Raw genomic sequence first — 21,821 nt, 5'->3', positions numbered from 1 at the left:
GCCTAAAGAAAAGAAGGTTTGTGCCGATAACTTGTACAGAGGCGAAAAGGTAGTGGAGAAATATTATGGCAATTAACAATGTAAACAATGGGTTACCCAAAACACCCGTTGATAATACAAAAATTTCGCAACAGAATCAGGCACAGCAGTCGCAACAGCAACAAGCGACGTCTAACAATGCATCTGTTGCTCAAGCACCACGACAAGATTCAGTATCCTTGACTCAGTCTGCACAGCAGTTGAATCAAGTTCAGAAGAAAGGTTCTGAAGCGCCTGTAAATCAGGAAAAAGTCGATCGTCTTAAAAAAGCGATATCAAGTGGTGAATACAAAGTTAACCCTGAAGTGTTAGCGAATAAAATAGCTAAGCTTGAGGGTGAGATTTTTGGCCAAAAATAATTAGGTTTCTATGACTAGTCATCTTTATTCAGCGTTATCACAACAGGTCACTAACTTAGAGGGCCTGTGCTTGATGCTGGAAAAAGAATTACATTTAATTAGCTCACGAGATGCAGAAACCTTGATGAGTCTTTTAGAAGATAAGTCTAAATTACTAGAGTCTATTCAATCTACGGACCAAAAAGTCGAGGCGTTATATCGCCAAACTACAGACGAAACGATTAGTGCAGATGAACAAGGGTTAATGGATAATGCGAAAAGTCTGTTAGAAGACTGTAAGTATAAAACCCAAATCAATCAGAAAGCCGTAGAGCAAGGACAGCTTCGCCTCACACACTTACGGAATCTGATGTTAGAAGTTCGCGCTAAAGAGTCGTTAACCTACGATAAGAAAGGTAAGCCAAATGCAGGCCGTTTAGGTTCAGGTATTAGCGCCTAAGTAATGCACTCGTTACCGAAAGCCCCAATAAAAGCACAAAAAAGCGCGTTTAATACGCGCTTTTTTGTGGGTGCTATTTAGCCATACATCGAAATACTTAATAGTATTTGATGTCTTTTATTCTTTGTGGCTTCGCTGTCGTCAAATAAATGTCGTACACGCGATGCATATCTAGCTCAAGTTCGGTGGCATAGGTGTCTTCACCCACGGGGTAACTTTTTATTACCCTAGCCCCTCTAATAACGCCCTCTACAGAAGCCCGCAAGGTTTCATTATCCACCACAAGGCTAGACAGTGATTGATTACCTTCAATACGCTGTCCGTACACCTGCTCTGCAAGTTCTCTGTAAGCCTCTAGTTTTGATGCTTTAATTGCCATCAAGGTTTTCACGGTTTCGCTTTCACCCCGTTGCGACATTATTGGGGCATATCCAACGGCACTTAGCACAGGGTAACTGTCTGGCTCAACCGTCTCCCACTCCACATGTTTGTCTACAAATAGACTACATCCTGATAAACCTGTTAGTGCAGCAAATAAAGCCACCGTCATCCATGCTCGGCTACGAATCAATTTTTCAAAAAACACCATTAGAGAAACCTCATTCTCAATTTTTCTATTAGTGGATAAGCAATGTTTACGCCTAAATTTTAAATTTGAAACATTGGCATCTATTTCGCTTATTATAAGTTGGAGCAAAAATTGACATAAAGTCGAAAAAAACCGATTAAAGAATCTGATACAAAAGAATACTGGCTTAAATTAACTGATGTAGTGCCCTCTTATCGCACTGCAACAAAAGGACAAGACTGTGCTTGGCATACAAACATTCGCTAAACTAACGTTAACTAGCGTGTCTTCTGTGAAAAGAAGATATCAAGCTAGATACGCCAAGGTCGCCTTTTTTATGACGCTGTTTTGCCTTGCTTTAGTGTCAACAGGGCAAAGCCATGCCGCTTGGTATGAAGCCAAAGGCCAAGCAGTTATCGTGAACGGTAATAAAGAAAAAGCACGTAGAGACGCCACAGAAGAAGCCCTCAAACAAGCATTGTTATTCGCAGGTGCCTCGATAAGCAGTGTTCAGCAGCTCACAAATGGGTTACTTGAAAGTGAAGACATTACCATTAGTAGTTCAGGTGAAGTGGATCATCTCGAACTCACTGATGAAGTATGGCATAGCGACTATGTTACCGTAAGCGTCAGGGCGGATATCTTTCCTGCGGCTAAACAATGTACCGCAGTTGAGTATGATAAAAATATTGCCACCAGTTACTTCATGGTAGAAAACCGCAATCATTTAGTTGAAGGAAAAATCCCTAACTTTTCCGAGGCAGTCACAAGAAAGCTGGCTACCGAAATGTCGGCGCAGGCGCAGAATTTGAATTTAGCGTACATTGCTCCACACACCACACGATGGGGAGTTAATGGGCTTGAAGAAAATGTGCGCGCATTATCACAACAATCAAATGCACAGTTTGTTTTAATCGGCAGCATTAATGACGTTAGTGTTGAAAGACAACGCCCTTCTTCGATTGCATTCTGGAAAGAAGAAAAAGCCACCCGTTACTTTTCGCTAAGCATTAAGGTTTTCGACGGTATAAATAGCGGCTTGCTGCTGCAGCAAGATTACATAACTGAAGCAAATTGGCCTTTTGACCGGTTTACCGATGTAGACGAATTTTCGTCAACCTTTTGGCGGACAGATTACGGCAATGCAATTAAAAAGCAGATGCAGCAGTTAACCGCTGATATTAACGAGACTATTGCCTGTCAGCCTATGACTGGCAGAGTGCTTAATGTTGCCGGTTCGCATATTTCAGTATCATTGGGCCGCGATAATGGCATACAAAATGGTGATGAGCTTTTTGTCTATCAAACCAGCGAAATTATCGACAGACACGGTAAGGCCTATTTGCAGTACCATATTTACCCCGGTGCATTTGTTGTTGAAAATGCTTATGGCAATACTGCAAGATTGATTCATAAAGACAGTGGTATTATTGCGAATATTCAAGAGAGTGATTTCGTTATCAAACGATAGTTCGGTTACAGCGTCTACTAATTACATAGAAGAACTAAACAACCGCTCACCCTTTATAGCAGGGTACAAAACTTAGATAAAGGTTTTTAAACCAAAGGGTTCCGTTCGCGGATTAAGTTCGTATAATAGCCTTGTAGGTCCCCATAGTTTAATGGATAAAACAAGGCCCTCCTAAGGCTTAGATGTTGGTTCGATTCCAGCTGGGGACGCCATCAATCTTAACCGCAGTCACGGAATGTAATCTTACCTAACGCTATTTCCCAAGATAGTGGTCTACTATCTCTTGCCACTCGTCAGTCTCTATCACTCTAAGTAACGCAGTATTAATCTTTTCTCTTTGCGCACTGTTTTCTGGTAACGCAATAGCATAGTCCTGACGTTCAATAACCTCGGGTAAAATAAGAATACTGTCACCAAAGTTGTTTTTAGTTAAGTACTGTAAAATGGGCTTATCGTAAACAAAAGCATCTAGGTCGCCTGATGCCAATTGTGACAAACCTTTTTCAACGCTTTCAAGTCGCTTAAATCCTATATTTTCTTTTCGTAAAAATACACTACTTGCAGAGTTTGCCAATGTAGCCACCCGCACATTAGGTAAGTCCTCAAGCCCTTTAACGCTCGAAGATAGTTGGCTAACAGTAAGGCTTGTGGCAATTGCAGCGGTAAAGCTACTGATTAAAATGATCGCTGCAAACATCCATATAAAACCGATTACCCTTCCACCAAGGGTAACAGGGGCTTTATCGCCATACCCTACTGTGGTCATTGTCACCGCCGCCCACCAAAAGCTAGCACCTAAACCTTGCTGGGTTGAGCCGCCAAACATCTCGGCGTTGCGCTTTCTTTCAAACAGCCACAGTAACGCCCCTACCGCGAGCAGCAACCCGCACAAAGCTGAAAGTGCAACTAAAAATTCCCAGCTGAAAAAACCTTTAACGGCTGACATCCAACGATTACCTTCACTAGGCACCGCAATAGCCAACCCTGTAGTATAAAAAGGATGCGTAAAATCGATAACCGACTCTCGCTGCGAATTTACGGTAAGCGCAGCAACAGATGCATCAAAACGACCATTTTCTACTCCCTCCACCAGCTCAACCAGTGAAGCTTCGGTCAACGCATAATCGGTAGACGTTAATTCTGCAATTTGTTCCCAAAGTGCAATACTTATACCTTCAAAAGAACCGTCTTCATTTTTAATGACAAACGGCGGCGCGACCTTCGTAGCAATAACCTGTTTTGGCTCATTATCATTGGTTTGCGCCATACTTGGCAGCATGACACTCAAGCTAAACACTATAATAGTGATCATTCGACTCATTGTATTCATACCTGTCCCTGTGGTTGGTTTACCTCTAAACTACTTTTAAGCCACTTCTACTAATAGTAACCCATCGGTAAATTTGCGACGTATAAGATTCAATCGCCAATAATTAAAAACTATCTCGACTTCAGCTTTTAAAATGATGCTACTTTAAGATTAGCCCATGATATATGAGCATAGAAAATTCAACAAACAGCCCCATATTGATTCTTAGTAAGACAGTGCTCACTCAGGCCAACGTTGTAAAGTAATATTGGCGTAGCGAATACATTCATGACAGTGACGCTTCGCTGAGTGTGGGAGAAAAATATGACTAATTTTGAAACAAATGACGATTTACATTCGTTCTTTGCAGAAATGCAGGATGTAAAACCTATAAAACCTTCAAACAAAGCGTTGTTGCATGATACAGAGAGTGCGATAGCTGAAAAAAAGCGGCGCGCTGCTCGTCAACGCAGTGAACGGGAAAAGCTGAAAAGCCCGCTAAGCTTAGAAGGGGTAACACCAGTAAAGCCTGACGATTTCATTTTATTCCAACAACCGGGTATTCAAGATGGTGTGTTCAAAAAATTACGCATGGGTAAATACCCATTAGAAGAAACCCTTTCTCTAAGTGGCATGACCATTGAACAAAGCAGAGATGCGCTTTATAAAGCCATAACCGACTCTCATAAACGGGGCGTGAGAGCATTATTAATTAAGCACGGTAAGGGTATAGAAAGTAAACCTTTTCCTGCTTACAAGAAAAGCTTTGTCAATCACTGGTTGCTTGAATTAGAAGAGGTGATTGCCTACCACACAGCGCAGCCTATGCACGGCGGGTTTGCAGCTACGTATGTATTATTGAAGAAACATCCCGATCAGAAATTGATCAACAGAGAGAAAAATAGGAAAGGATAAAAGCGCAAGATACATTAAATAAATTGGTATAGCGGAGTGATTAACGCCAGTATCTGTAAACAGATACTGGCGTTAGAATTTCACTTTCAGACTACTTAACTGAAGACTGCACAACTAGCGTTGAAGTAACGTCGGCAGATTTAGCTGAACTGCTGAAAACAGCAGTAACAAACATCAGCACAACCGCTATGGCTACTCCGGTTAAGCCAAACCCTTTTGATGAACGATTCATTCGTCGTCTCTTGTTATCAACACCAACAATATCTTTTGTTGGTACAACCCTTAAAACACACTCCTGTAACCAGTCTGCAATCCCTGCATTGCACTACAATAGATCAGTGACTTATCGAAGACAAGCCCTCAGTACAAATTTTTGACACTTTGCCAATCTATTGACGTGCTTCACGCTCATTTAACTGAAAAAGTAGAGATAAGAACATCTTACCTCTACTATGCCTAAGCGCGTTTTTATCCAACGAAACGACGCGCATTTCTGAAGATACGCATCCACGCACCATCTTCTTGCCAATCGTCTGGACGCCATGAGTTTGCTACTGCCCTGAACACGCGCTCAGGGTGAGGCATCATGATAGTGCTGCGCCCGTCAGTAGAGGTTAATCCTGTAATCCCCTCAGGCGAACCGTTCGGGTTAGCAGGGTATTGCATAGTGGGCTGGCCGTAGTTATCAACATAACGAAGTGCCACTTGCGATGCTACAGACAAAAGCGCGCTGTCGCTGGAAAATTCGGCTTGCCCTTCACCGTGCGATACCGCAATAGGCATGCGTGAACCGGCCATGTCTTGCAATAACACAGAAGCCGATTTAGTCACTTCTACCATGGCTACACGGGCTTCAAAACGTGCCGATTGGTTGGCAACAAAGTGTGGCCAATGTTCCGTGCCAGGAATGAGCGACTTCAAATTAGACAGCATTTGGCAACCGTTACAGACCCCTAAACTAAAGGTACTGTTGCGGTCGAAGAAGGCAGCAAATTGATCCCGTGCAACTGCATTGAACAAGATAGATTTCGCCCAACCTTCTCCGGCTCCAAGAACGTCACCGTATGAGAAACCACCACACGCAGCTAAACCCGCAAAGTCATCAAGGGTGACTTTTCCGGCAAGAATATCACTCATGTGCACATCAATAGCATTAAAACCAGCACGATTGAATGCGGCCGCCATTTCAAGGTGCGAGTTTACGCCCTGCTCGCGTAAAATAGCCACTTTAGGTTGTATGCCTTTGGCAATATAGGGCCCGGCAATATCTTCATTTACGTTGTACGTTAGCGCAGCATGTAACCCTGGATCGGCGGCATCCTGCTTAGCAGCATGTTCTTGCTCCGCACAAACTGGGTTGTCTCGAAGCTTCTGCATCGCCAAGGTGGTTTGCGCCCACGCAGTGCGCATAGCTACGCGACTATCGTTAAGCACTGCCACATTATCTCGAGTAAATTCGATAGTATCAGTAGTGTTTAACGTACCGATGTAATGACTAACACTGGTTAAATCGTAAGACGCGAGTACAGCATTAACTTCCTCGATGTCTTTGTCTAACACTTGAAGCACGCCGCCAAGTTCTTCGTTAAACAATACGGATAAGTCTGAACCCGCTTCTGCTCCTGAAATGCTATCAAGCGCAATACTTACACCGGTTTTACCTGCAAAAGCCATTTCGGCTAAGGTGGTGAATAGTCCGCCGTCAGAACGGTCGTGGTAAGCCACAACCAGTTGTTTCTCAATTAGCGTCTGCACTGCATTAAAGAAGGCCTTTAAACGCTGCGCCGAAACCACATCGGCAGGTGCATCACCTAGTTGCTCGTATACTTGTGAAAGACAACTTGCGCCAAGGCGGTTCTTGCCTTCACCTAAATCGATTAGCAACAGTTGGCTGTCGCCTTTATCGGTGCGAAGTTCTGGTGTTACCGTCTTACGAATATCTTTTACGGCACCGAAAGCAGAAATCACTAACGATAACGGTGACGTTACCGCTTTATCTTCGCCTTCCTCTTGCCATGCGGTTTTCATCGACATGGAGTCTTTGCCCACCGGAATGGTTAATCCTAATTCAGGACAAAGCTCTTCACCTACGGCCTTTACCGCTTCATACAAACCAGCGTCTTCACCAGGGTGACCTGCCGCCGCCATCCAGTTTGCTGAAAGCTTGATTCGGGTTAAATCGCCAATATTTGCTGCAGCAATATTAGTTAACGCTTCACCTACGGCTAAACGCGCTGACGCCCCATGTGATAACAAAGCAACTGGGGTTCTTTCACCCATCGCCATAGCTTCACCATGATAAGTATCAAAGGCAGAGGCAGTCACGGCTACATCGGCTACAGGTACTTGCCAAGGGCCAACCATTTGGTCACGGTTAACTAAACCTGTTACCGAGCGATCGCCAATGGTTATAAGGAAGGTTTTTTCCGCCACAGTAGGTAAAGACAATATACGGGTTGCCGCGTCAGCTAGTGTAATATCACTTTCATCAAAACCTGTGGCTTCTAATGGCGTGCTGATAACGTCGCGATGCATTTTAGGCGGCTTGCCAAGTAACACATCAAGGGGCATATCAATAGGCTGGTTATCGAATTGGCTGTCGTTTACATTCAATTCTTGTTCAGCTGTGGCCTCGCCTACTACCGCGTAGGGTGCACGTTCACGGGCACAAATCGCTTCAAACACTGGCATGTTTTCTGGTGCTACCGACATCACGTAACGCTCTTGTGATTCGTTGCACCATAATTCCAGTGGTGTCATACCTGGTTCGTCAGACAATACGTTACGCAGTTCAAATTTACCGCCACGTCCGCCATCGTTAACTAATTCAGGCAATGCGTTTGATAAACCACCCGCACCCACATCGTGAATAAATTGAATGGGGTTGTTATCGCCTAACTGCCAGCACGCATCGATAACTTCTTGGCAACGACGCTCCATTTCTGGGTTTTCACGCTGTACCGAGGCAAAATCTAAATCTTCATTTGACTGACCAGAAGCCATGGAAGACGCTGCGCCCCCACCAAGACCAATGTTCATCGCAGGGCCGCCAAGCACGATAAGTTTAGCCCCTACCGTGATTTCGCCTTTTTCGATATGTTCACGACGAATATTACCCAAGCCACCCGCAAGCATAATAGGCTTGTGGTAACCGCGTACTTCAACGCCATTGAAGCTATTCACTTCTTGCTCGTAGGTACGGAAGTAGCCAAGCAAATTTGGGCGACCAAATTCATTGTTAAATGCTGCGCCACCTAACGGGCCATCTAGCATAATATCTAATGCGCTAACAATACGCGGTGGTTTACCGTAGTCTTTTTCCCACGGCTGCTCTAAGCCTGGAATACGTAAGTTAGACACGCTAAATCCACCTAAACCCGCTTTTGGCTTAGAGCCACGACCGGTAGCACCTTCATCACGAATTTCACCACCAGAGCCGGTTGCCGCGCCTGGGAAAGGCGAGATAGCGGTTGGGTGGTTGTGGGTTTCCACCTTCATAAGAATATCGATATTCTCATGATGGTATTCATATTGGTGTGTTTGTGGATTGGGAAAGAAACGCCCTGCTTCCCATCCAGACATAACAGCAGCGTTGTCTTTATACGCTGAGTAAACATGATCGGGTAACACTTCAAAGGTGTTCTTGATCATTTTGAACAAGGATTTATCTTGTTCTTGCCCGTCGATTGTCCAACTGGCGTTGAAAATTTTGTGACGGCAATGTTCAGAGTTTGCTTGTGCAAACATGTATAGCTCTACGTCGATGGGGTTACGCGCCAAACGCGTAAAGCTTTCGAATAAATACTCTATTTCATCATCAGCCAATGCTAAACCAAGCTGAATATTGGCATCAACCAACGCTTGTTTGCCATCTTCTAGTATTGCTACTGAAGTAAAGGTTTTCGCCGTGGTATGTGCAAACAATACTTCTGCCGCTGCTGTATCAGGAAAAACGGTTTCCGTCATACGGTCATGCAAGTGGGCAGCAACAAGGCTGTAGTCCGCCTCGCTAAGCGGCTGCTCTGCTTCTATATAAAAAGCACAGCCTCGTTCTATACGATTAATCGTGTTCAGACTACAATTGTTCGCTATATCAGTTGCTTTGGTAGACCAAGGAGAGATGGTGCCTGGTCGGGGTGTTACCACGAAGAGGTTGCCAGTTGGCGTTTGGGTTTGTCGGGCAGGCCCGTAGGTAAGCAGCTTTTTAAGTATTTCTAATTGCTGCTGCGAGAGTTCACCATCTGAATCGATAAGGTGAATATATTCGCTATATAGGTTTTTCACCTTAATGCCGGATTGACCCAGCTTTGCAATCAGTTTAGTTTGGTGAAACTCTGATAGTGCGGGAGCGCCTCGAAGGACCAACATATTGCTTTACCTGGTTGTTCAGAAACAACGACCATCAATGGGACGCGTTGCCTCTGTAATTGATGAATATTTCGGCGCGGATTATAGAGGATTTATGTTCTATTGGTAACCTTCAACATAGGCTATGTTGCAGTTTTTTTTCCCAAGACCCAATTTACAACAATAAGAAAAGGTTTATGCCGTTACAACACTACAAAAAGCGATTAAAAACATCTTTTTTTATCGCATTATGCTTTTTCGCTACAAGTTGTGGCTCTCCTACCGTTCCGAACGCTTTGTTGTCATTAATTGAGCGCGGTTCGATAAAAGTGGGCACACTTTATGGTGCTGCTACTTATTATAATGGCGCTGAAGGTCCGCAAGGTTTTGAATATGAGTTGCTAGCTGGTTTTTCAGATTACCTAGGCGTGACACTCGACTTATATCCCTTCTACAGCTACGACGCAATGCTAGAGCAACTAGCCGAAGGCAACCTTGATATTGTCGCCACAGGTGATGCGGTTACCGATGCCTTATTGATGCGCTTTACTTACGGACCGGCGTATCAAACGGTTGCGCAACACTTGGTATACCGTGCGGGTACTGCAAGGCCTAGAGAACTCGATAGCCTTGTCGACCCTGTTGTTGCAGTGTCGGGAAGCAGTCAAGCGCAGCTACTTGCAGTATTAAACGGCTCGAGTGAGTCGCTGTTAGTCACCACAGAAGATTCTGATGCCGAGGAACTACTACAAAAAGTGGCTACGGGGGATATTGCTTACACCCTTGCCGATAGTAACCGTCTTGCACTACAACGAAGACGTCACCCCAATTTGGCCGTTGGATTAACCGTACGAGAAGAAATGCCGATGGCATGGGCGCTAAACCCTGAATTAGACGATTCAATTAAAGCCGCCATTATCGAATATTTTGGTACCGTGCATCAATCAGGGTGGTTTACCGTATTAGAAGAAAAGTATTTTGGCCACATTAGGCAATTTGACTACGTAGACAGCCGTGCATTTAATCAATCCGCCGAGTCGCTGTTAAAAGATTACAAGAGTATGTTTCAGCAATATGCAGGTGATTTGGATTGGCGCTTATTAGCCGCAATGAGTTATCAAGAAAGCCACTGGGATCCTGATGCGATATCTCGCACTGGCGTTCGCGGTTTAATGATGCTGACCATGGACACGGCCAATGACTGGGATGTTGAAGATCGTACCGACGCAGAACAAAGTATTCGCGGTGGCTCTCGCTACTTCGCCAGCTTGTTAGGAAGAATTCCTGCAAGAATTGGCGATCCGGATAGAACTTGGATGGCAATGGCGGCGTATAACCTTGGCTTAGGGCATTTGGAAGATGCCCGCATTCTTACGGAGCGTCAGGGTGGCAATCCAGATCTTTGGGTAGACGTTAAACAACGACTTCCCCAGCTAAGGCAAAAGAAGTATTACAGAACAACACGTTATGGGTATGCACGAGGCGATGAAGCACTTCAGTACGTTGATAATATTCGCCGATATTACGACAGCTTACTTTGGCTAGACGAACAAGGAAGAATTTAGCTGGCGCCATATTGAATTTTGTCATTATGATGTCATCTAAGATAAGTACTATCGAATGTAACTATCCTATTCGGCTAGCTAAGGCATAAATGCAGAAACGATTAAAGAGAATATGCCTTATTCAATTTCCCAATTTGTATTAACAAGGAGGGCAAAATGAAAAGAAACAAATTATTTAGGAAAGGAATAAAATTGAAAAATAATAATAGACGTAGAGTGATGCTAAAAAGAATGCATCAAAAAGTACTACAACGCCGCAAACTGTTTGTCACCAGTGAGATGTTTACTCAGTTGACCCGCAATTCTTAAGCGCCGCTTGTTTGGCCTTTTTATATAGCTTTATCTGCGCTCGACGACGTTTAAAAAATGCTGAAATTTTATCAGCACAGTCGTCGGCTAACACCCCTGGTATTACATCAACCTGATGATTAAGTGATGGATGGTTCAAAATATTCATCACTGACCCTGCAGCGCCTGTTTTAGCATCACTGGCACCAAATACCACTCGCTTAATTCTGGCGTGAACCAACATTCCTGCACACATCGAACATGGCTCTAAAGTGACATAAAGCGTGGCATCGGTAGTACGGTAGTTTTGTAAGTGTTTTGCCGCCATTCTTACCGCATTCATTTCTGCGTGAGCGGAAGGATCGCTATCTGTGATAGGTGTATTCCACCCTTCACCAATTAACTCACCATTATGTACAACACAGGCACCTACCGGCACCTCTCCCATTGCTTCTGCTTTATCTGCTAGGCTGAGGGCGTGCTGCATCCACTTTGTATGCTTTACCATGCGTTTAGAATTGTTAATTTCGTCATTCATTCGTTATTTTTACTAATTTTTTGTGAATTAGATTTTCACCAGCATAATTCAATAAATAGAAATTACTATAAACAATTGATTTATAGTGAATTTGCAACAATGGCAGCCATCTTGCTATCTTTCTTATAGACATACTTGCGAATTACAGAGTGCTAATGTAAATACAAACCTATGCATCGGCTTATTCTATATGAAGTAGGTAAAAAGCTTTAATGCACAGCTACGTATTTATTTACACTTTTTTCCCAACAAGCGTATTTATAAGCGCTATAGTAACGAAAAAAGCGTGTTTAGCGTAGTCGCTTTGTAAGCTAGGTTTGTAGGAAAGAACACTATTGTTCACCTACACTGAGTTCAAAGTAAATTAAATATAAACTAAAGGGAAAGTACCATGAATCTGACCGCTATTTTTATTGTTGCCATTATCGCTTGGGCTATTGTGAGTATCACAGGCTCATCAAAAACTAAAAAATCAAATAAGGCGTCAGACAAAGCAGCAGAAGCTTATCAAGCTGAAATCGCTTCACTCAAAGAACGTGTTTCTGTGCTTGAAAAAATTGTAACCGATGAAAAATACGACTTGAAAAAACAGTTTGCCGACTTGGAAAAAGACAAAGTTGCATAATCTTTTTGTAAAACGCCTTTCCTAAGTGCCTTTTTGAAAGCGTGTACGTACTCTGAATCTTTATCATGAACGGTCTAAAGCGTTCTGCAGGCGGCTAGCTGCCTTCCAGTAATTTTCTCTCTGCGCGTTCTACGCGCCGAGGTTTGCCTGCAATAACTAGCACATCATGGGGTTGTAACACAGCTTCATGGTCGGGGTCTTTTACCTCGGTGCCATTTCTTCTTAACCCACGTACACGCACCCGCATTTTGGCAAAGTCGATATCTTTAATTTTGCTTCCCATGCATGCTGCATGTTCTGATAGCACCACAGCGTGTATGAACTCAAGTTTATCCTCAGTGCCATAGCTGATTTCAGTAGTTTCCCCTGGGTAGAACCCATGCAAGTGATCGTACCGCCCTTTTCTTTCCGCCCGTACACGCTTTAGAATTCGTGACATAGGCACTCCAGCATAATGTAGCACTTGAGAAATCAGCATTAGGCTACCTTCTTGTAATTCAGGCACCACTTGATTTGCGCCAGCAGAATACAAACTTTCTAATTGGTAATCTCGCTTAGTTCGCACCATAACATCTGCGTTTTGTACTAGTTGATGTGTACCACTAATAACCTGCTTTGCCTTATCAGGTTGATCGAAGGTCACCAGGATAAGCTTGGCATTTTCAACATTAGCGCTGCTAAGAATATCTTTTTGACTGGCATCGCCAAATAGTACTGGCTCACCGGCATTTCTACTTTCATGCACACGCACTGGGTCCATATCGATAGCAATAAATGCAATGCCTTCCATCTTTAACATGCGAGCGACAGATTGCCCCACTCTGCCAAAGCCACAAATCACAACATGGTTAGTTAAGTCGTTATCCACTATTAATGTATTTTGCGCATTGTCCTCGCTCTTGTTAGCCACAATACGCTTTGCCAATACCAAGCTATTGTTCATTAACCAAGGTGTTAGCGCCATACTTAATACGCCCATACTGACAATGAGGGAAGATTGCCCAGTGGTAAGCACACCATAAGTGGTAGCCAATGCAGCGATAACAAAACTAAACTCGCCAATCTGACATAGCTTAATACCCGCTGACCACGCATCCAGAGGGTTGGTTTTCACAAACGAAGCGGCCACTCTTACCATAACAATTTTACTAACCATCAGCCCAACCACGCCCAGAACAATCGTAAACAAATTGCTCCATAGCACGTTAATATCAAGTTGCATGCCAACGGTAACGAAAAACAACCCCATCAAAATATCGCGAAAGGGGCGAATATCGGCTTCCAGTTGGTATTTGTATTGGCTTTCTCCCAACATCATTCCCGCAAGAAAGGCCCCCAATGCCATAGACAACCCAAAGTAATAGGTTAGGCCTCCGGCCAACAGTGCAATTAAAATTGTGGTTAACACAAAAAGCTCATCGGTGCGGGTTTTGGCAACTTCGCTAAAAACCCAAGGCAATACCCACTTACCTACCGACATTAAAAACGCTATAACGAATATACCTTTTAGCAAAGCCTCACCTAAGGCAAACGCAATACTCACCTCGCCGCTTTGAGCCAGCAACGGAATAGCAATAAGGAAAGGAACCACGGCAAGATCTTGAAAAAGCAGAATACTCACAGCCAACTGGGTTCTTCTGTTATTAAGAATACCCATTTCAGTAGCTTGTTTGATGACGATAGCCGTAGAGCTAAGTGCCAGCGCTCCACCAATAATAATGGAAGCGCTGATGGGTAACCCGAATAGGTAAGGAATACTTGTAAATACAGCGGTGGTCAGTAGCATTTGGCCAACACCAACGCCAAATACTAATGAACGCATGGCCACTAGCTTCGGCAGGGAAAATTCAAGCCCGAGTGAGAAGAGTAAAAAAACGATGCCAGTTTCAGCTAGCAAATGCATTTCTTGAGGGTGAGCGAAAAGCGCAAAAAGCTGAGGGCCCGCTAATATACCTGCAAACAAATACGCTAAAATTGGCGGTAAATGGATACGCTTAAAAACAGCCACGCTACAAACGGCAATAAACATTAATGCGATCACGTTCAAAAAACCGGCACTCACTTTACCTCTCCCTACCGCTAATTTGAGGTCTCGATATTTCAAAATGATTAAAAATAGCGCACATCTGAATTGAAATACTCCTGTATATCAAAGTATTACTGCTTCCCTAGCGACCATGTATTTTAAATAGCTTATATAGCATAGCAAGATTACCGGAATTGGCATCAAGATTGCTAATATCTATTAACAAATTAGCATAAGCGGCAAATTTTGACACTTTCCACTTATGTATATTTTCCGTATTGCTAAAGGGGCATTTCCGTGGATTTATCTACTACTATCTACGATAGCACACAACATGACAATTTTTATCCTCCTGCTAGCACGGGTCAGGCGTTATCCGCCAGTGAAATAACCTCCTTTATCAGCGAGATTTTGTCTACGCTGGAATTAGAACAACTTGGCGAGATTTACTTTCGCCAATTGAACGTTTTTTTCTCGTTGGCCGGTTTCAGCTTATCGGATATTGATTCTCGCTGGGTATACGGAAATGCCAAACTATCTTCAACACTTGTGGCAGTGCCTTTGCCTGGTGTTATGTCTCAGGAAGGTAAATCTGTTACTGCACATTATTATTTTGCAGTGCCACTTTCCCTCTCTGAACGAAATGCATTAGAGCAACTTCATGAACTATTTGCTAAACAAGTAGCTCAAGCACAATCTTTTTTACGCCTACACCAGATGACGACTAAAGACGTTTTGACTGGCTTGGGGAATCGATCAGGCTTCGATCAGGCACTTGTACGTCAACTAGGATGGGCTCAGCGTCACGAGGAAGGTTTTTCATTACTAGTCATTGACTTAGATAACTTTAAATCAGTCAATGACAACCACGGTCACCGAGAAGGTGATAAAGTTTTAGTACATGTCGCGTCTCAATTACAGCAAGTGCTAAGAGATGAAGACGAAGCATTTCGATTTGGCGGCGACGAATTCTGCTGCCTTTTAGATTGCCAAACACAATTTCAGTTGGAATGTGCTGCATCGCGTATACAACTTAGCATTAACCAATCAAGTTACTTAAGACGTATGAATGTGTCGTGCAGCTTAGGTGGTGCTATTTACCGTGAAGGTGACGATACCGCTCAGCTTTTTGACCGCGCCGATGCTGCGTTGTATAAAGTGAAGCAATCTGGCAAAAATAGCTACTTAGCGGCTTAAGTCACAGGTTCATATACCCGTTAATCACGTTCCTTGCGCGTTCGATGACAACGGTAGTAGCGGTGACGATGTTAACTGCCTGAAAGAAAATTACCCCCAGTGACTCATCGAAATAATGATAACTACTTAAGCGATTATAGCAGCAGAAGCTGCATGCGCTTTTGCGTACATTAGCTATATTAAATATATCTAAGCAAATAAGCTTGTGTTGGCACGGCTGCTATCAAGTAACTTCACACTTTTGCCCACTGGCAAATATTTGCCGACTCTGTCACCTTATTACTCATGAATATAGACTTTAGTCTATATTCACTAGTTCAACGGCTAATGTCGATGGCATGGTGTTTAAGGTAACCACCTTCTGATGTACTACCAACGCAACCACCTCATCATCTAAAAAGAGTATAGGCACTTCGGCTCTCTCCCACGTAGGGACTTTCCATTGCTTAAACCAATCTTTAAGTAACTTAGATACCTGTGCACGTTTTGGCTTTACACGAAGTCCCTTCACGCCAGTTTTAATCGTTACTGTGCCTAATGCGTTATTCACCACCCTTAAGGTTAGTGGTTCATTCAACCAATACAATTCGGTGTCGACGCTATTTGTGATATCCATGGTTTGCGGTATGTGAGTGTTGCGCCTTGATAACCAATAAAGGTCGTTATTGAACCTTGCTAGCTTCCCCCAAGAAAACGACACTTCAGGCGTAGCATCTTGGTTCGCCGTTAGCATATTTTCTATTTGCGTTAGTTGTGCTTGAGAAGGTAGCAACGCCGATTGCTTTGAAAACCATTGACGCAGTACGGCTCGTTGCCAGTTTTTAGACAAGGTAAGCAACTCAGCGCCTTTTAACTGGGTATCTGTTTCTAAGTACTGACTAAGATATACTTCAGCTTGTTCCGTTACTAAAGCCGTTTGCTCAGCACACAACTGGGCACTTCTTAATGCGGTTTTAGACAGCTGTGGCCATCGCTTAGATAACGCAGGGATAATTTGATTGCGAAGGAAATTACGATCATAGCGATTATCTGCATTTGACTCATCGTCAACCCACTGTAAATCAAGTCGAGTCGCGGCATTAACGATATCCTCTTTTTGAAGTGATAACATCGGTCGAACGGTAAATATTCCATTTCGCCATTGATACGCGCCCATGCCTGCTAGCCCTTGTGGCCCCGAACCGCGCTTTAATTGCAACAGTACAGTTTCTAGCTGATCTTCAGCGTGTTGCCCTAAAAAGAGTACCCCATTGTGGGCATGGCAAAACTCATGTAGCACTTTATAACGGGCATCTCTGGCTTCAGCTTCAAGGCTCTTACGAGCGCCATCGTCGACGGTTATGCAAAAATGCGTAAGCGGAATCGATAATTTTTCGCATTCAGATTGGCAGTGACTAAGCCACGTATCGGCATTGTCGCTCAACCCATGGTGTACATGAACGGCATGCACAGGTGTAGAGATTTGCTCGCGAAAGGCATGCAAGGCGTGAAGCAATAAAGAGGAGTCCACCCCTCCGCTGTAAGCAACAACAAGAAGAGGTGGCGCTTCAAATGACGTGTTAGCAAGGGCTGCGGTGATAGACTCGCAGATGTGATCTATAATCTCACTCACTTGCTATGCTCATTCTACTCGCTTCGTTTAACTAGCAGTAGCCAAAAGACATAAGGCGTTGATAACGCTCTTCCATCAAGTCAGCGGTATCTAAGCTTTTAAGTTGACTTAATTGCTGTTTAAGCACCGCTTTTAAGTTCGCAGCCATGCTAGTGTGGTCACGATGAGCGCCGCCCAGCGGCTCTTCAACAATACTATTAATTAGTCCAAGCTCTTTAATCTGGCCGGCACTTACGCCCATTGCTTCTGCAGCTAATGGTGCTTTTTCTGCACTTTTCCACAAAATAGACGCACAACCTTCTGGCGAAATCACCGAGTACGTTGAGTATTGCAGCATGTTCACACGATCGCCAACCCCAATAGCAAGCGCACCACCAGAACCACCTTCACCAATAACGGTACAAATGATTGGCACCGTAAGCTCAGCCATTTCAAACAGATTTTTCGCGATAGCCTCACTTTGACCGCGCTCTTCCGCGCCCACACCTGGGTACGCCCCTGGGGTATCGATAAAGGTAATAATTGGTAAATTGAAACGCTCTGCCATTTTCATCAAACGCAGTGCTTTACGATAACCTTCAGGTTTAGGCATACCAAAGTTACGCTTAATTTTTTCGTTGGTGTCACGCCCTTTCTGATGACCAATCACCATCACAGGTTGGCCATCAAGCATAGCTGGACCACCAAGAATGGCCTTGTCATCGGCAAATGCCCTATCGCCCGCTAGTTCATCGAAGTCGGTAAAAATACGCGGGATGTAGTCTAGCGTATAAGGGCGCATAGGGTGGCGAGCCAGTTGCGATACTTGCCACGCGCCTAAGTCAGAAAAAATCTTTTTTGTTAGCTCTGCGCTTTTACCGCGCAGCTTGTTAATATCTTCTTCAATACCAACATCGAATTCACCGCCTTGATTTACTAACCTAAGCTCTTCAATTTTTGCTTCTAATTCGGCTATCGGCTGTTCAAAGTCCAAAAACTGTATACTCATTGTATGTCCTATTCGTACTGCGCTTGTCAATGCCAACGCGAGATAGTCAATCTATCGAACTCTAACCATTAATGGTAGAGGATTGAAACGGCTTTTTCTCCCAAACATTGTTTGAGATCGTGCAAAAGTTGATCTTCTGGTGTAACAAACCACCGTGCACCACACGTAATCAGTGCTTCTGCATCAGGATGCGTTACTAATAAATGCACCGGGCAACTTCCGCCTTTAAAGGCCTGCAAGATAGATTGCATTTGATTAATCTTTTTCGGTTCAAGCAACTGGGTTTCAACATTTAACGCCAATGCTCTCGCGTTTTTCTCCCGTGCCTGAACAATGTCCATTACATCACGGGCGGTGATTGTATTGCCCCCAGAGAAATCATCAAAGCTGACCTGTCCCTTTATAAGCAATATTTTGTCAGTTTCTAGCATAGATTCATACTGTTCGAAGGTATCTGGGAAAAAACGAGCGTCTATTCGCGCACTTTTATCATCGAGTGTGACAATAGCCCAGCGTCTTCCCCGCTTATTGGTCATTACCCTAACCCCAAGCACTAAGCCCACTGCATTAGCCATTTGTTCTTTGCCTGTGGGTTTTAAGTCAACCAATCTTCCATCAGTGTAATGCCTAATTTCTTCTACATATTGATTAATAGGGTGCCCCGTCAGGTATAGACCTAAGGTATCTTTTTCACCTTCCAACCAGACTTTTTCTGGCCATAACGGAACATCGGCAAAGGCTTGCTCTACTTCATCAGGCTCAGTAGTGAGCAACCCGAACATGTCCGACTGCCCAAACGATTCTGCTTTAGCATGCTGCCCCGCTGCCGCAATGGCGTCGGGAAGTGATGCCATTAGTGCAGCCCTGTGAGGACCTAAATTGTCTAGTGCGCCCGCAAGTACTAGCTTTTCTAGCACCCGTTTATTAACACGCTTAATATCAATCTTTGCGCAAAAATCGAATAAATCTTTAAACGCACCTTGATTCTCTCTGGCTTCGATAATCGCTTCAATAGGGCCTTCACCCACCCCTTTGATAGCGCCAATGCCATACACAATTCTACCTTTCTCATCCACGGTAAACTTATGTTTACCCGCATTTAAGTCAGGGGGCAATAATTCAAGACCCATTCGACTACATTCGTCAACCAAGGTAACGATTTTATCGGTATTGTCCATATCGGCCGACATTACCGCCGCCATAAATTCAGCAGGATAATGGGCTTTTAACCATAAGGTTTGATAAGACACCAAAGCATAGGCAGCAGAGTGAGATTTGTTGAAACCATAACCTGCGAATTTTTCAACCAAGTCGAAAATCTTCATCGCTAAGTCTGGATCGATGTTGTTGTTCTTCGAGCCTTCAGCGAACGCGCCACGTTGCTTTGCCATTTCCTCTGGCTTTTTCTTACCCATAGCACGACGTAACAAATCGGCGCCACCTAGGGAATAGCCCGCCATTTCCTGCGCGATCTGCATTACTTGTTCTTGATACAAGATAATGCCGTAGGTAGGTTCTAGAATTTCTTGCAAGCATTCGTGCTGATATTCAGCGTCTGGATACGAGATGGCTTCTCTGCCGTGCTTACGGTCGATAAAGTTATCTACCATGCCCGATTGCAACGGCCCCGGTCTAAATAGTGCTACTAGTGCGATGATGTCTTCAAAGCTATCCGGCTTAAGACGTTTAATTAGCTCTTTCATACCGCGGGATTCTAACTGGAACACAGCGGTTGTTTCCGCATTTAGCAAGGTACGGAAGCTTTTTGCGTCCGCCAAAGGAATAGAGGTGATATCAATGTCGATCCCCTTCCCTTCCTTCACCATATCAATGGCCCACTGGATAATGGTTAGCGTGCGCAATCCAAGGAAGTCGAACTTAACCAGTCCTGCAGTTTCAACATCGTTTTTATCGAACTGAGTAACGGGGTTATTACCTTCATCGTCGCAGTATAGTGGCGCAAAATCGGTAATGGTGGTAGGGGCAATAACCACACCACCAGCATGTTTACCGGCATTTCGCGTTACCCCTTCTAAAATACGCGCCATATCGATGAGGTCTTTAACCTCTTCGTCTTGTTCGTACACTTCGGGTAAACGAGGTTCGGCGGCAAACGCTTTTTCAAGGGTCATACCAGGGTCTGGTGGAATAAGCTTTGAAATACGGTCAACAAAGCCGTAGGGGTGACCTAATACACGCCCCACATCGCGTACTACGGCTTTTGCCGCCATCGTACCAAAGGTAATAATTTGCGATACCGCTTGGCGACCATAAAGTTCGGCCACGTGGTCGATAACTTCATCACGCCTATCCATGCAGAAATCGACATCGAAATCCGGCATTGATACCCGTTCAGGGTTAAGGAATCGTTCGAAAAGCAAGTCGAATTCAAGCGGGTCGAGGTCGGTAATATCCAAGGCATAAGCCACTAATGAACCCGCACCAGAACCACGACCTGGGCCTACTGGAATATTGTTATCTTTGCTCCATTGAATAAACTCCATTACGATAAGGAAGTAGCCAGGGAAACCCATTTGATTGATTACTTCTAACTCGATACGGAGTCTGTCGTCGTATTCGGGGCGTTTTTCTGCACGTACTTGTTCATCAGGAAATAAGAACGCTAAACGGCGCTCAAGCCCTTCTTCTGAGACTTTTACCAAGAAATCTTCAGTGGTCATTCCGCCCGTAGGAAACTGGGGCAAAAAGTATTCGTCTAATCGTACCGTAACGTTGCATCGCTTAGCGATTTCAACCGTATTTTCTATCGCTTCAGGAATATCACTGAATAGCTCCACCATTTCTTCGCTGGTACGAAGGTATTGCTGATCACTGTATCGCTTAGGCCTGCGTGTATCATCTAGCGTGTAACCGTCATGAATACATACCCGTATTTCGTGCGCGTCGTAACCTTCTTTGTCAATGAAGCACACTTCATTGGTTGCCACAACGGGCAAACCTTCTCGCTCAGCAAATTCAACTGCGCGATGTAAATAATCTTCTTCTCCAGGCCGACCGGTACGAATCAGTTCAAGATAAAACCTGTCCGGAAAATGGGTTTGATAAAAGGCTAGCGATTCTGCCAGCAAGCCGGTGTTGTTTTTCGTAAGTGCAACACCTACATCCCCTAGCTGGGCGCCAGAGAGAATGATAACCCCCTCTGCATGTTCTATCAGCCAGTCTTGGTCGATAACCGCTCTGTGCGCAAGATGACCTCGTAAATAAGCCTTGGAAATAAGAACCGTAATATTCTTATAACCTTCGTTATTCATGGCAAGCAAGGTAAGGCGGAAAGGCTCATCGCCAAAGGCTTCATTGGTAACCCAGAAATCGGTACCAATAATCGGTTTAATGCCAAGCCCATGTGCGCCAGAATAAAACTTTACCAAACCACACATATTCATTTGGTCGGTAATTGCCACAGCTGGCATGTTGTACTCAGACACTTTGCCGAGTATGGGCTTAACCTTATTAAGCCCATCCATCATGGAATAATCGCTGTGTACGCGTAAATGAATAAAAGGCGAGGACATAA

General features: G+C 44.2%; 16 protein-coding genes and 1 tRNA gene. 8 read left to right on the top strand and 9 right to left on the bottom strand.

Going from position 1 to position 21,821, the window contains the following annotated elements; translation table 11 throughout:
- The first annotated feature begins 65 nt into the window (after window positions 1-65).
- Window positions 66-398 carry a flagellar biosynthesis anti-sigma factor FlgM gene (flgM, locus tag KYS23_RS02000; RefSeq protein WP_126872017.1) on the top strand — a complete coding sequence of 111 codons (333 nt, stop codon included), beginning with the start codon at window positions 66-68 and terminating at the stop codon, window positions 396-398.
- 10 nt (window positions 399-408) lie between these two features.
- Window positions 409-837, top strand: a complete 429-nt coding sequence (gene flgN, locus KYS23_RS01995) for a flagellar export chaperone FlgN (protein ID WP_126872018.1) — start codon at window positions 409-411, stop codon at window positions 835-837.
- Between the two features lie 97 nt (window positions 838-934).
- Here the strand turns inward: flgN and KYS23_RS01990 are convergent, their stop codons facing one another.
- Window positions 935-1,387, bottom strand: coding sequence for an LPP20 family lipoprotein (locus tag KYS23_RS01990; protein WP_159534391.1), 453 nt, complete (start codon window positions 1,385-1,387; stop codon window positions 935-937).
- 355 nt (window positions 1,388-1,742) lie between these two features.
- Between KYS23_RS01990 and KYS23_RS01985 the strand changes: the two genes are divergently transcribed.
- Both KYS23_RS01985 and KYS23_RS01980 read left to right on the top strand, forming a co-directional pair.
- A complete protein-coding gene (locus tag KYS23_RS01985) occupies window positions 1,743-2,876 on the top strand; it encodes a flagellar assembly protein T N-terminal domain-containing protein (protein ID WP_246604262.1) in 1,134 nt (377 codons plus the stop codon).
- A gap of 137 nt (window positions 2,877-3,013) precedes the next feature.
- A tRNA-Arg gene (locus KYS23_RS01980) sits at window positions 3,014-3,088 on the top strand.
- A 41-nt stretch (window positions 3,089-3,129) separates the two neighbouring features.
- Here KYS23_RS01980 and KYS23_RS01975 read toward each other — a convergent pair.
- The gene (locus tag KYS23_RS01975) at window positions 3,130-4,197 is read right to left on the bottom strand and encodes a transporter substrate-binding domain-containing protein (protein WP_218417976.1); all 1,068 of its coding nucleotides are present in this window, start codon (window positions 4,195-4,197) and stop codon (window positions 3,130-3,132) included.
- A 312-nt stretch (window positions 4,198-4,509) separates the two neighbouring features.
- On the opposite strand from KYS23_RS01975, the gene smrA reads away from it, so the two are divergent.
- Window positions 4,510-5,100 (top strand): DNA endonuclease SmrA, encoded by a 591-nt coding sequence (smrA, locus tag KYS23_RS01970; RefSeq protein WP_159529259.1) that lies wholly within the window; start codon window positions 4,510-4,512, stop codon window positions 5,098-5,100.
- 91 nt (window positions 5,101-5,191) lie between these two features.
- Here smrA and KYS23_RS01965 read toward each other — a convergent pair whose 3' ends face one another.
- Together KYS23_RS01965 and purL are read right to left on the bottom strand one after the other, a co-directional pair.
- Window positions 5,192-5,332 (bottom strand): hypothetical protein, encoded by a 141-nt coding sequence (locus KYS23_RS01965; RefSeq protein ID WP_013785166.1) that lies wholly within the window; start codon window positions 5,330-5,332, stop codon window positions 5,192-5,194.
- A 236-nt stretch (window positions 5,333-5,568) separates the two neighbouring features.
- Window positions 5,569-9,468: a phosphoribosylformylglycinamidine synthase gene (gene purL / locus KYS23_RS01960; protein WP_218417975.1), complete on the bottom strand. Its 3,900-nt coding sequence runs from the start codon at window positions 9,466-9,468 to the stop codon at window positions 5,569-5,571.
- A 176-nt stretch (window positions 9,469-9,644) separates the two neighbouring features.
- Between purL and mltF the strand changes: the two genes are divergently transcribed.
- Complete coding sequence (gene mltF, locus KYS23_RS01955) at window positions 9,645-11,012, top strand: membrane-bound lytic murein transglycosylase MltF (RefSeq protein WP_218417974.1); 1,368 nt, start codon at window positions 9,645-9,647, stop codon at window positions 11,010-11,012.
- A 283-nt stretch (window positions 11,013-11,295) separates the two neighbouring features.
- On the opposite strand, the gene tadA is transcribed toward mltF, so the two are convergent.
- Window positions 11,296-11,838: a tRNA adenosine(34) deaminase TadA gene (tadA, locus tag KYS23_RS01950; RefSeq protein ID WP_159529253.1), complete on the bottom strand. Its 543-nt coding sequence runs from the start codon at window positions 11,836-11,838 to the stop codon at window positions 11,296-11,298.
- A gap of 391 nt (window positions 11,839-12,229) precedes the next feature.
- On the opposite strand from tadA, the gene KYS23_RS01945 reads away from it, so the two are divergent.
- Entirely contained in the window at window positions 12,230-12,463 is a 234-nt protein-coding gene (locus KYS23_RS01945; protein WP_159529251.1) for a hypothetical protein, read from the top strand.
- A 94-nt stretch (window positions 12,464-12,557) separates the two neighbouring features.
- Here the strand turns inward: KYS23_RS01945 and KYS23_RS01940 are convergent, their stop codons facing one another.
- Entirely contained in the window at window positions 12,558-14,525 is a 1,968-nt protein-coding gene (locus KYS23_RS01940) for a cation:proton antiporter domain-containing protein (protein WP_159529249.1), read from the bottom strand.
- 261 nt (window positions 14,526-14,786) lie between these two features.
- Here KYS23_RS01940 and KYS23_RS20890 point away from each other — a divergent pair, with 261 nt between their 5' ends.
- Window positions 14,787-15,686, top strand: coding sequence for a GGDEF domain-containing protein (locus KYS23_RS20890; RefSeq protein WP_159529247.1), 900 nt, complete (start codon window positions 14,787-14,789; stop codon window positions 15,684-15,686).
- A gap of 298 nt (window positions 15,687-15,984) precedes the next feature.
- On the opposite strand, the gene tilS is transcribed toward KYS23_RS20890, so the two are convergent.
- The 3 genes from tilS to dnaE form a co-directional block, all read right to left on the bottom strand.
- Window positions 15,985-17,298 (bottom strand): tRNA lysidine(34) synthetase TilS, encoded by a 1,314-nt coding sequence (tilS, locus tag KYS23_RS20885; protein ID WP_159529245.1) that lies wholly within the window; start codon window positions 17,296-17,298, stop codon window positions 15,985-15,987.
- A 31-nt stretch (window positions 17,299-17,329) separates the two neighbouring features.
- Window positions 17,330-18,286, bottom strand: a complete 957-nt coding sequence (gene accA, locus KYS23_RS01925) for an acetyl-CoA carboxylase carboxyl transferase subunit alpha (RefSeq protein ID WP_013785174.1) — start codon at window positions 18,284-18,286, stop codon at window positions 17,330-17,332.
- Window positions 18,287-18,354: 68 nt separating this feature from the next.
- A complete protein-coding gene (dnaE, locus tag KYS23_RS01920) occupies window positions 18,355-21,819 on the bottom strand; it encodes a DNA polymerase III subunit alpha (RefSeq protein WP_159529244.1) in 3,465 nt (1,154 codons plus the stop codon).
- Window positions 21,820-21,821 lie beyond the last annotated feature (2 nt).

Source organism: Alteromonas lipotrueae (genome assembly GCF_019249255.1).
Classification (GTDB): Bacteria; Pseudomonadota; Gammaproteobacteria; order Enterobacterales; family Alteromonadaceae; genus Alteromonas; species Alteromonas lipotrueae.
The sequence above is the reverse complement of the archived record's forward strand: the minus strand, read 5'-3'. Positions and strand labels throughout refer to the sequence as shown.

What these genes read in the sequence shown, in the direction of transcription:
- flgM (WP_126872017.1), top strand. Translation starts at nt 66, where the DNA reads ATGGCAATTAACAATGTAAACAATGGGTTACCCAAAACACCCGTTGAT.
- flgN (WP_126872018.1), top strand. Translation starts at nt 409, where the DNA reads ATGACTAGTCATCTTTATTCAGCGTTATCACAACAGGTCACTAACTTA.
- KYS23_RS01990 (WP_159534391.1), bottom strand. Translation starts at nt 1,387, where the DNA reads ATGACGGTGGCTTTATTTGCTGCACTAACAGGTTTATCAGGATGTAGT.
- KYS23_RS01985 (WP_246604262.1), top strand. Translation starts at nt 1,743, where the DNA reads ATGACGCTGTTTTGCCTTGCTTTAGTGTCAACAGGGCAAAGCCATGCC.
- KYS23_RS01975 (WP_218417976.1), bottom strand. Translation starts at nt 4,197, where the DNA reads ATGAGTCGAATGATCACTATTATAGTGTTTAGCTTGAGTGTCATGCTG.
- smrA (WP_159529259.1), top strand. Translation starts at nt 4,510, where the DNA reads ATGACTAATTTTGAAACAAATGACGATTTACATTCGTTCTTTGCAGAA.
- KYS23_RS01965 (WP_013785166.1), bottom strand. Translation starts at nt 5,332, where the DNA reads ATGAATCGTTCATCAAAAGGGTTTGGCTTAACCGGAGTAGCCATAGCG.
- purL (WP_218417975.1), bottom strand. Translation starts at nt 9,468, where the DNA reads ATGTTGGTCCTTCGAGGCGCTCCCGCACTATCAGAGTTTCACCAAACT.
- mltF (WP_218417974.1), top strand. Translation starts at nt 9,645, where the DNA reads ATGCCGTTACAACACTACAAAAAGCGATTAAAAACATCTTTTTTTATC.
- tadA (WP_159529253.1), bottom strand. Translation starts at nt 11,838, where the DNA reads ATGAATGACGAAATTAACAATTCTAAACGCATGGTAAAGCATACAAAG.
- KYS23_RS01945 (WP_159529251.1), top strand. Translation starts at nt 12,230, where the DNA reads ATGAATCTGACCGCTATTTTTATTGTTGCCATTATCGCTTGGGCTATT.
- accA (WP_013785174.1), bottom strand. Translation starts at nt 18,286, where the DNA reads ATGAGTATACAGTTTTTGGACTTTGAACAGCCGATAGCCGAATTAGAA.
- dnaE (WP_159529244.1), bottom strand. Translation starts at nt 21,819, where the DNA reads ATGTCCTCGCCTTTTATTCATTTACGCGTACACAGCGATTATTCCATG.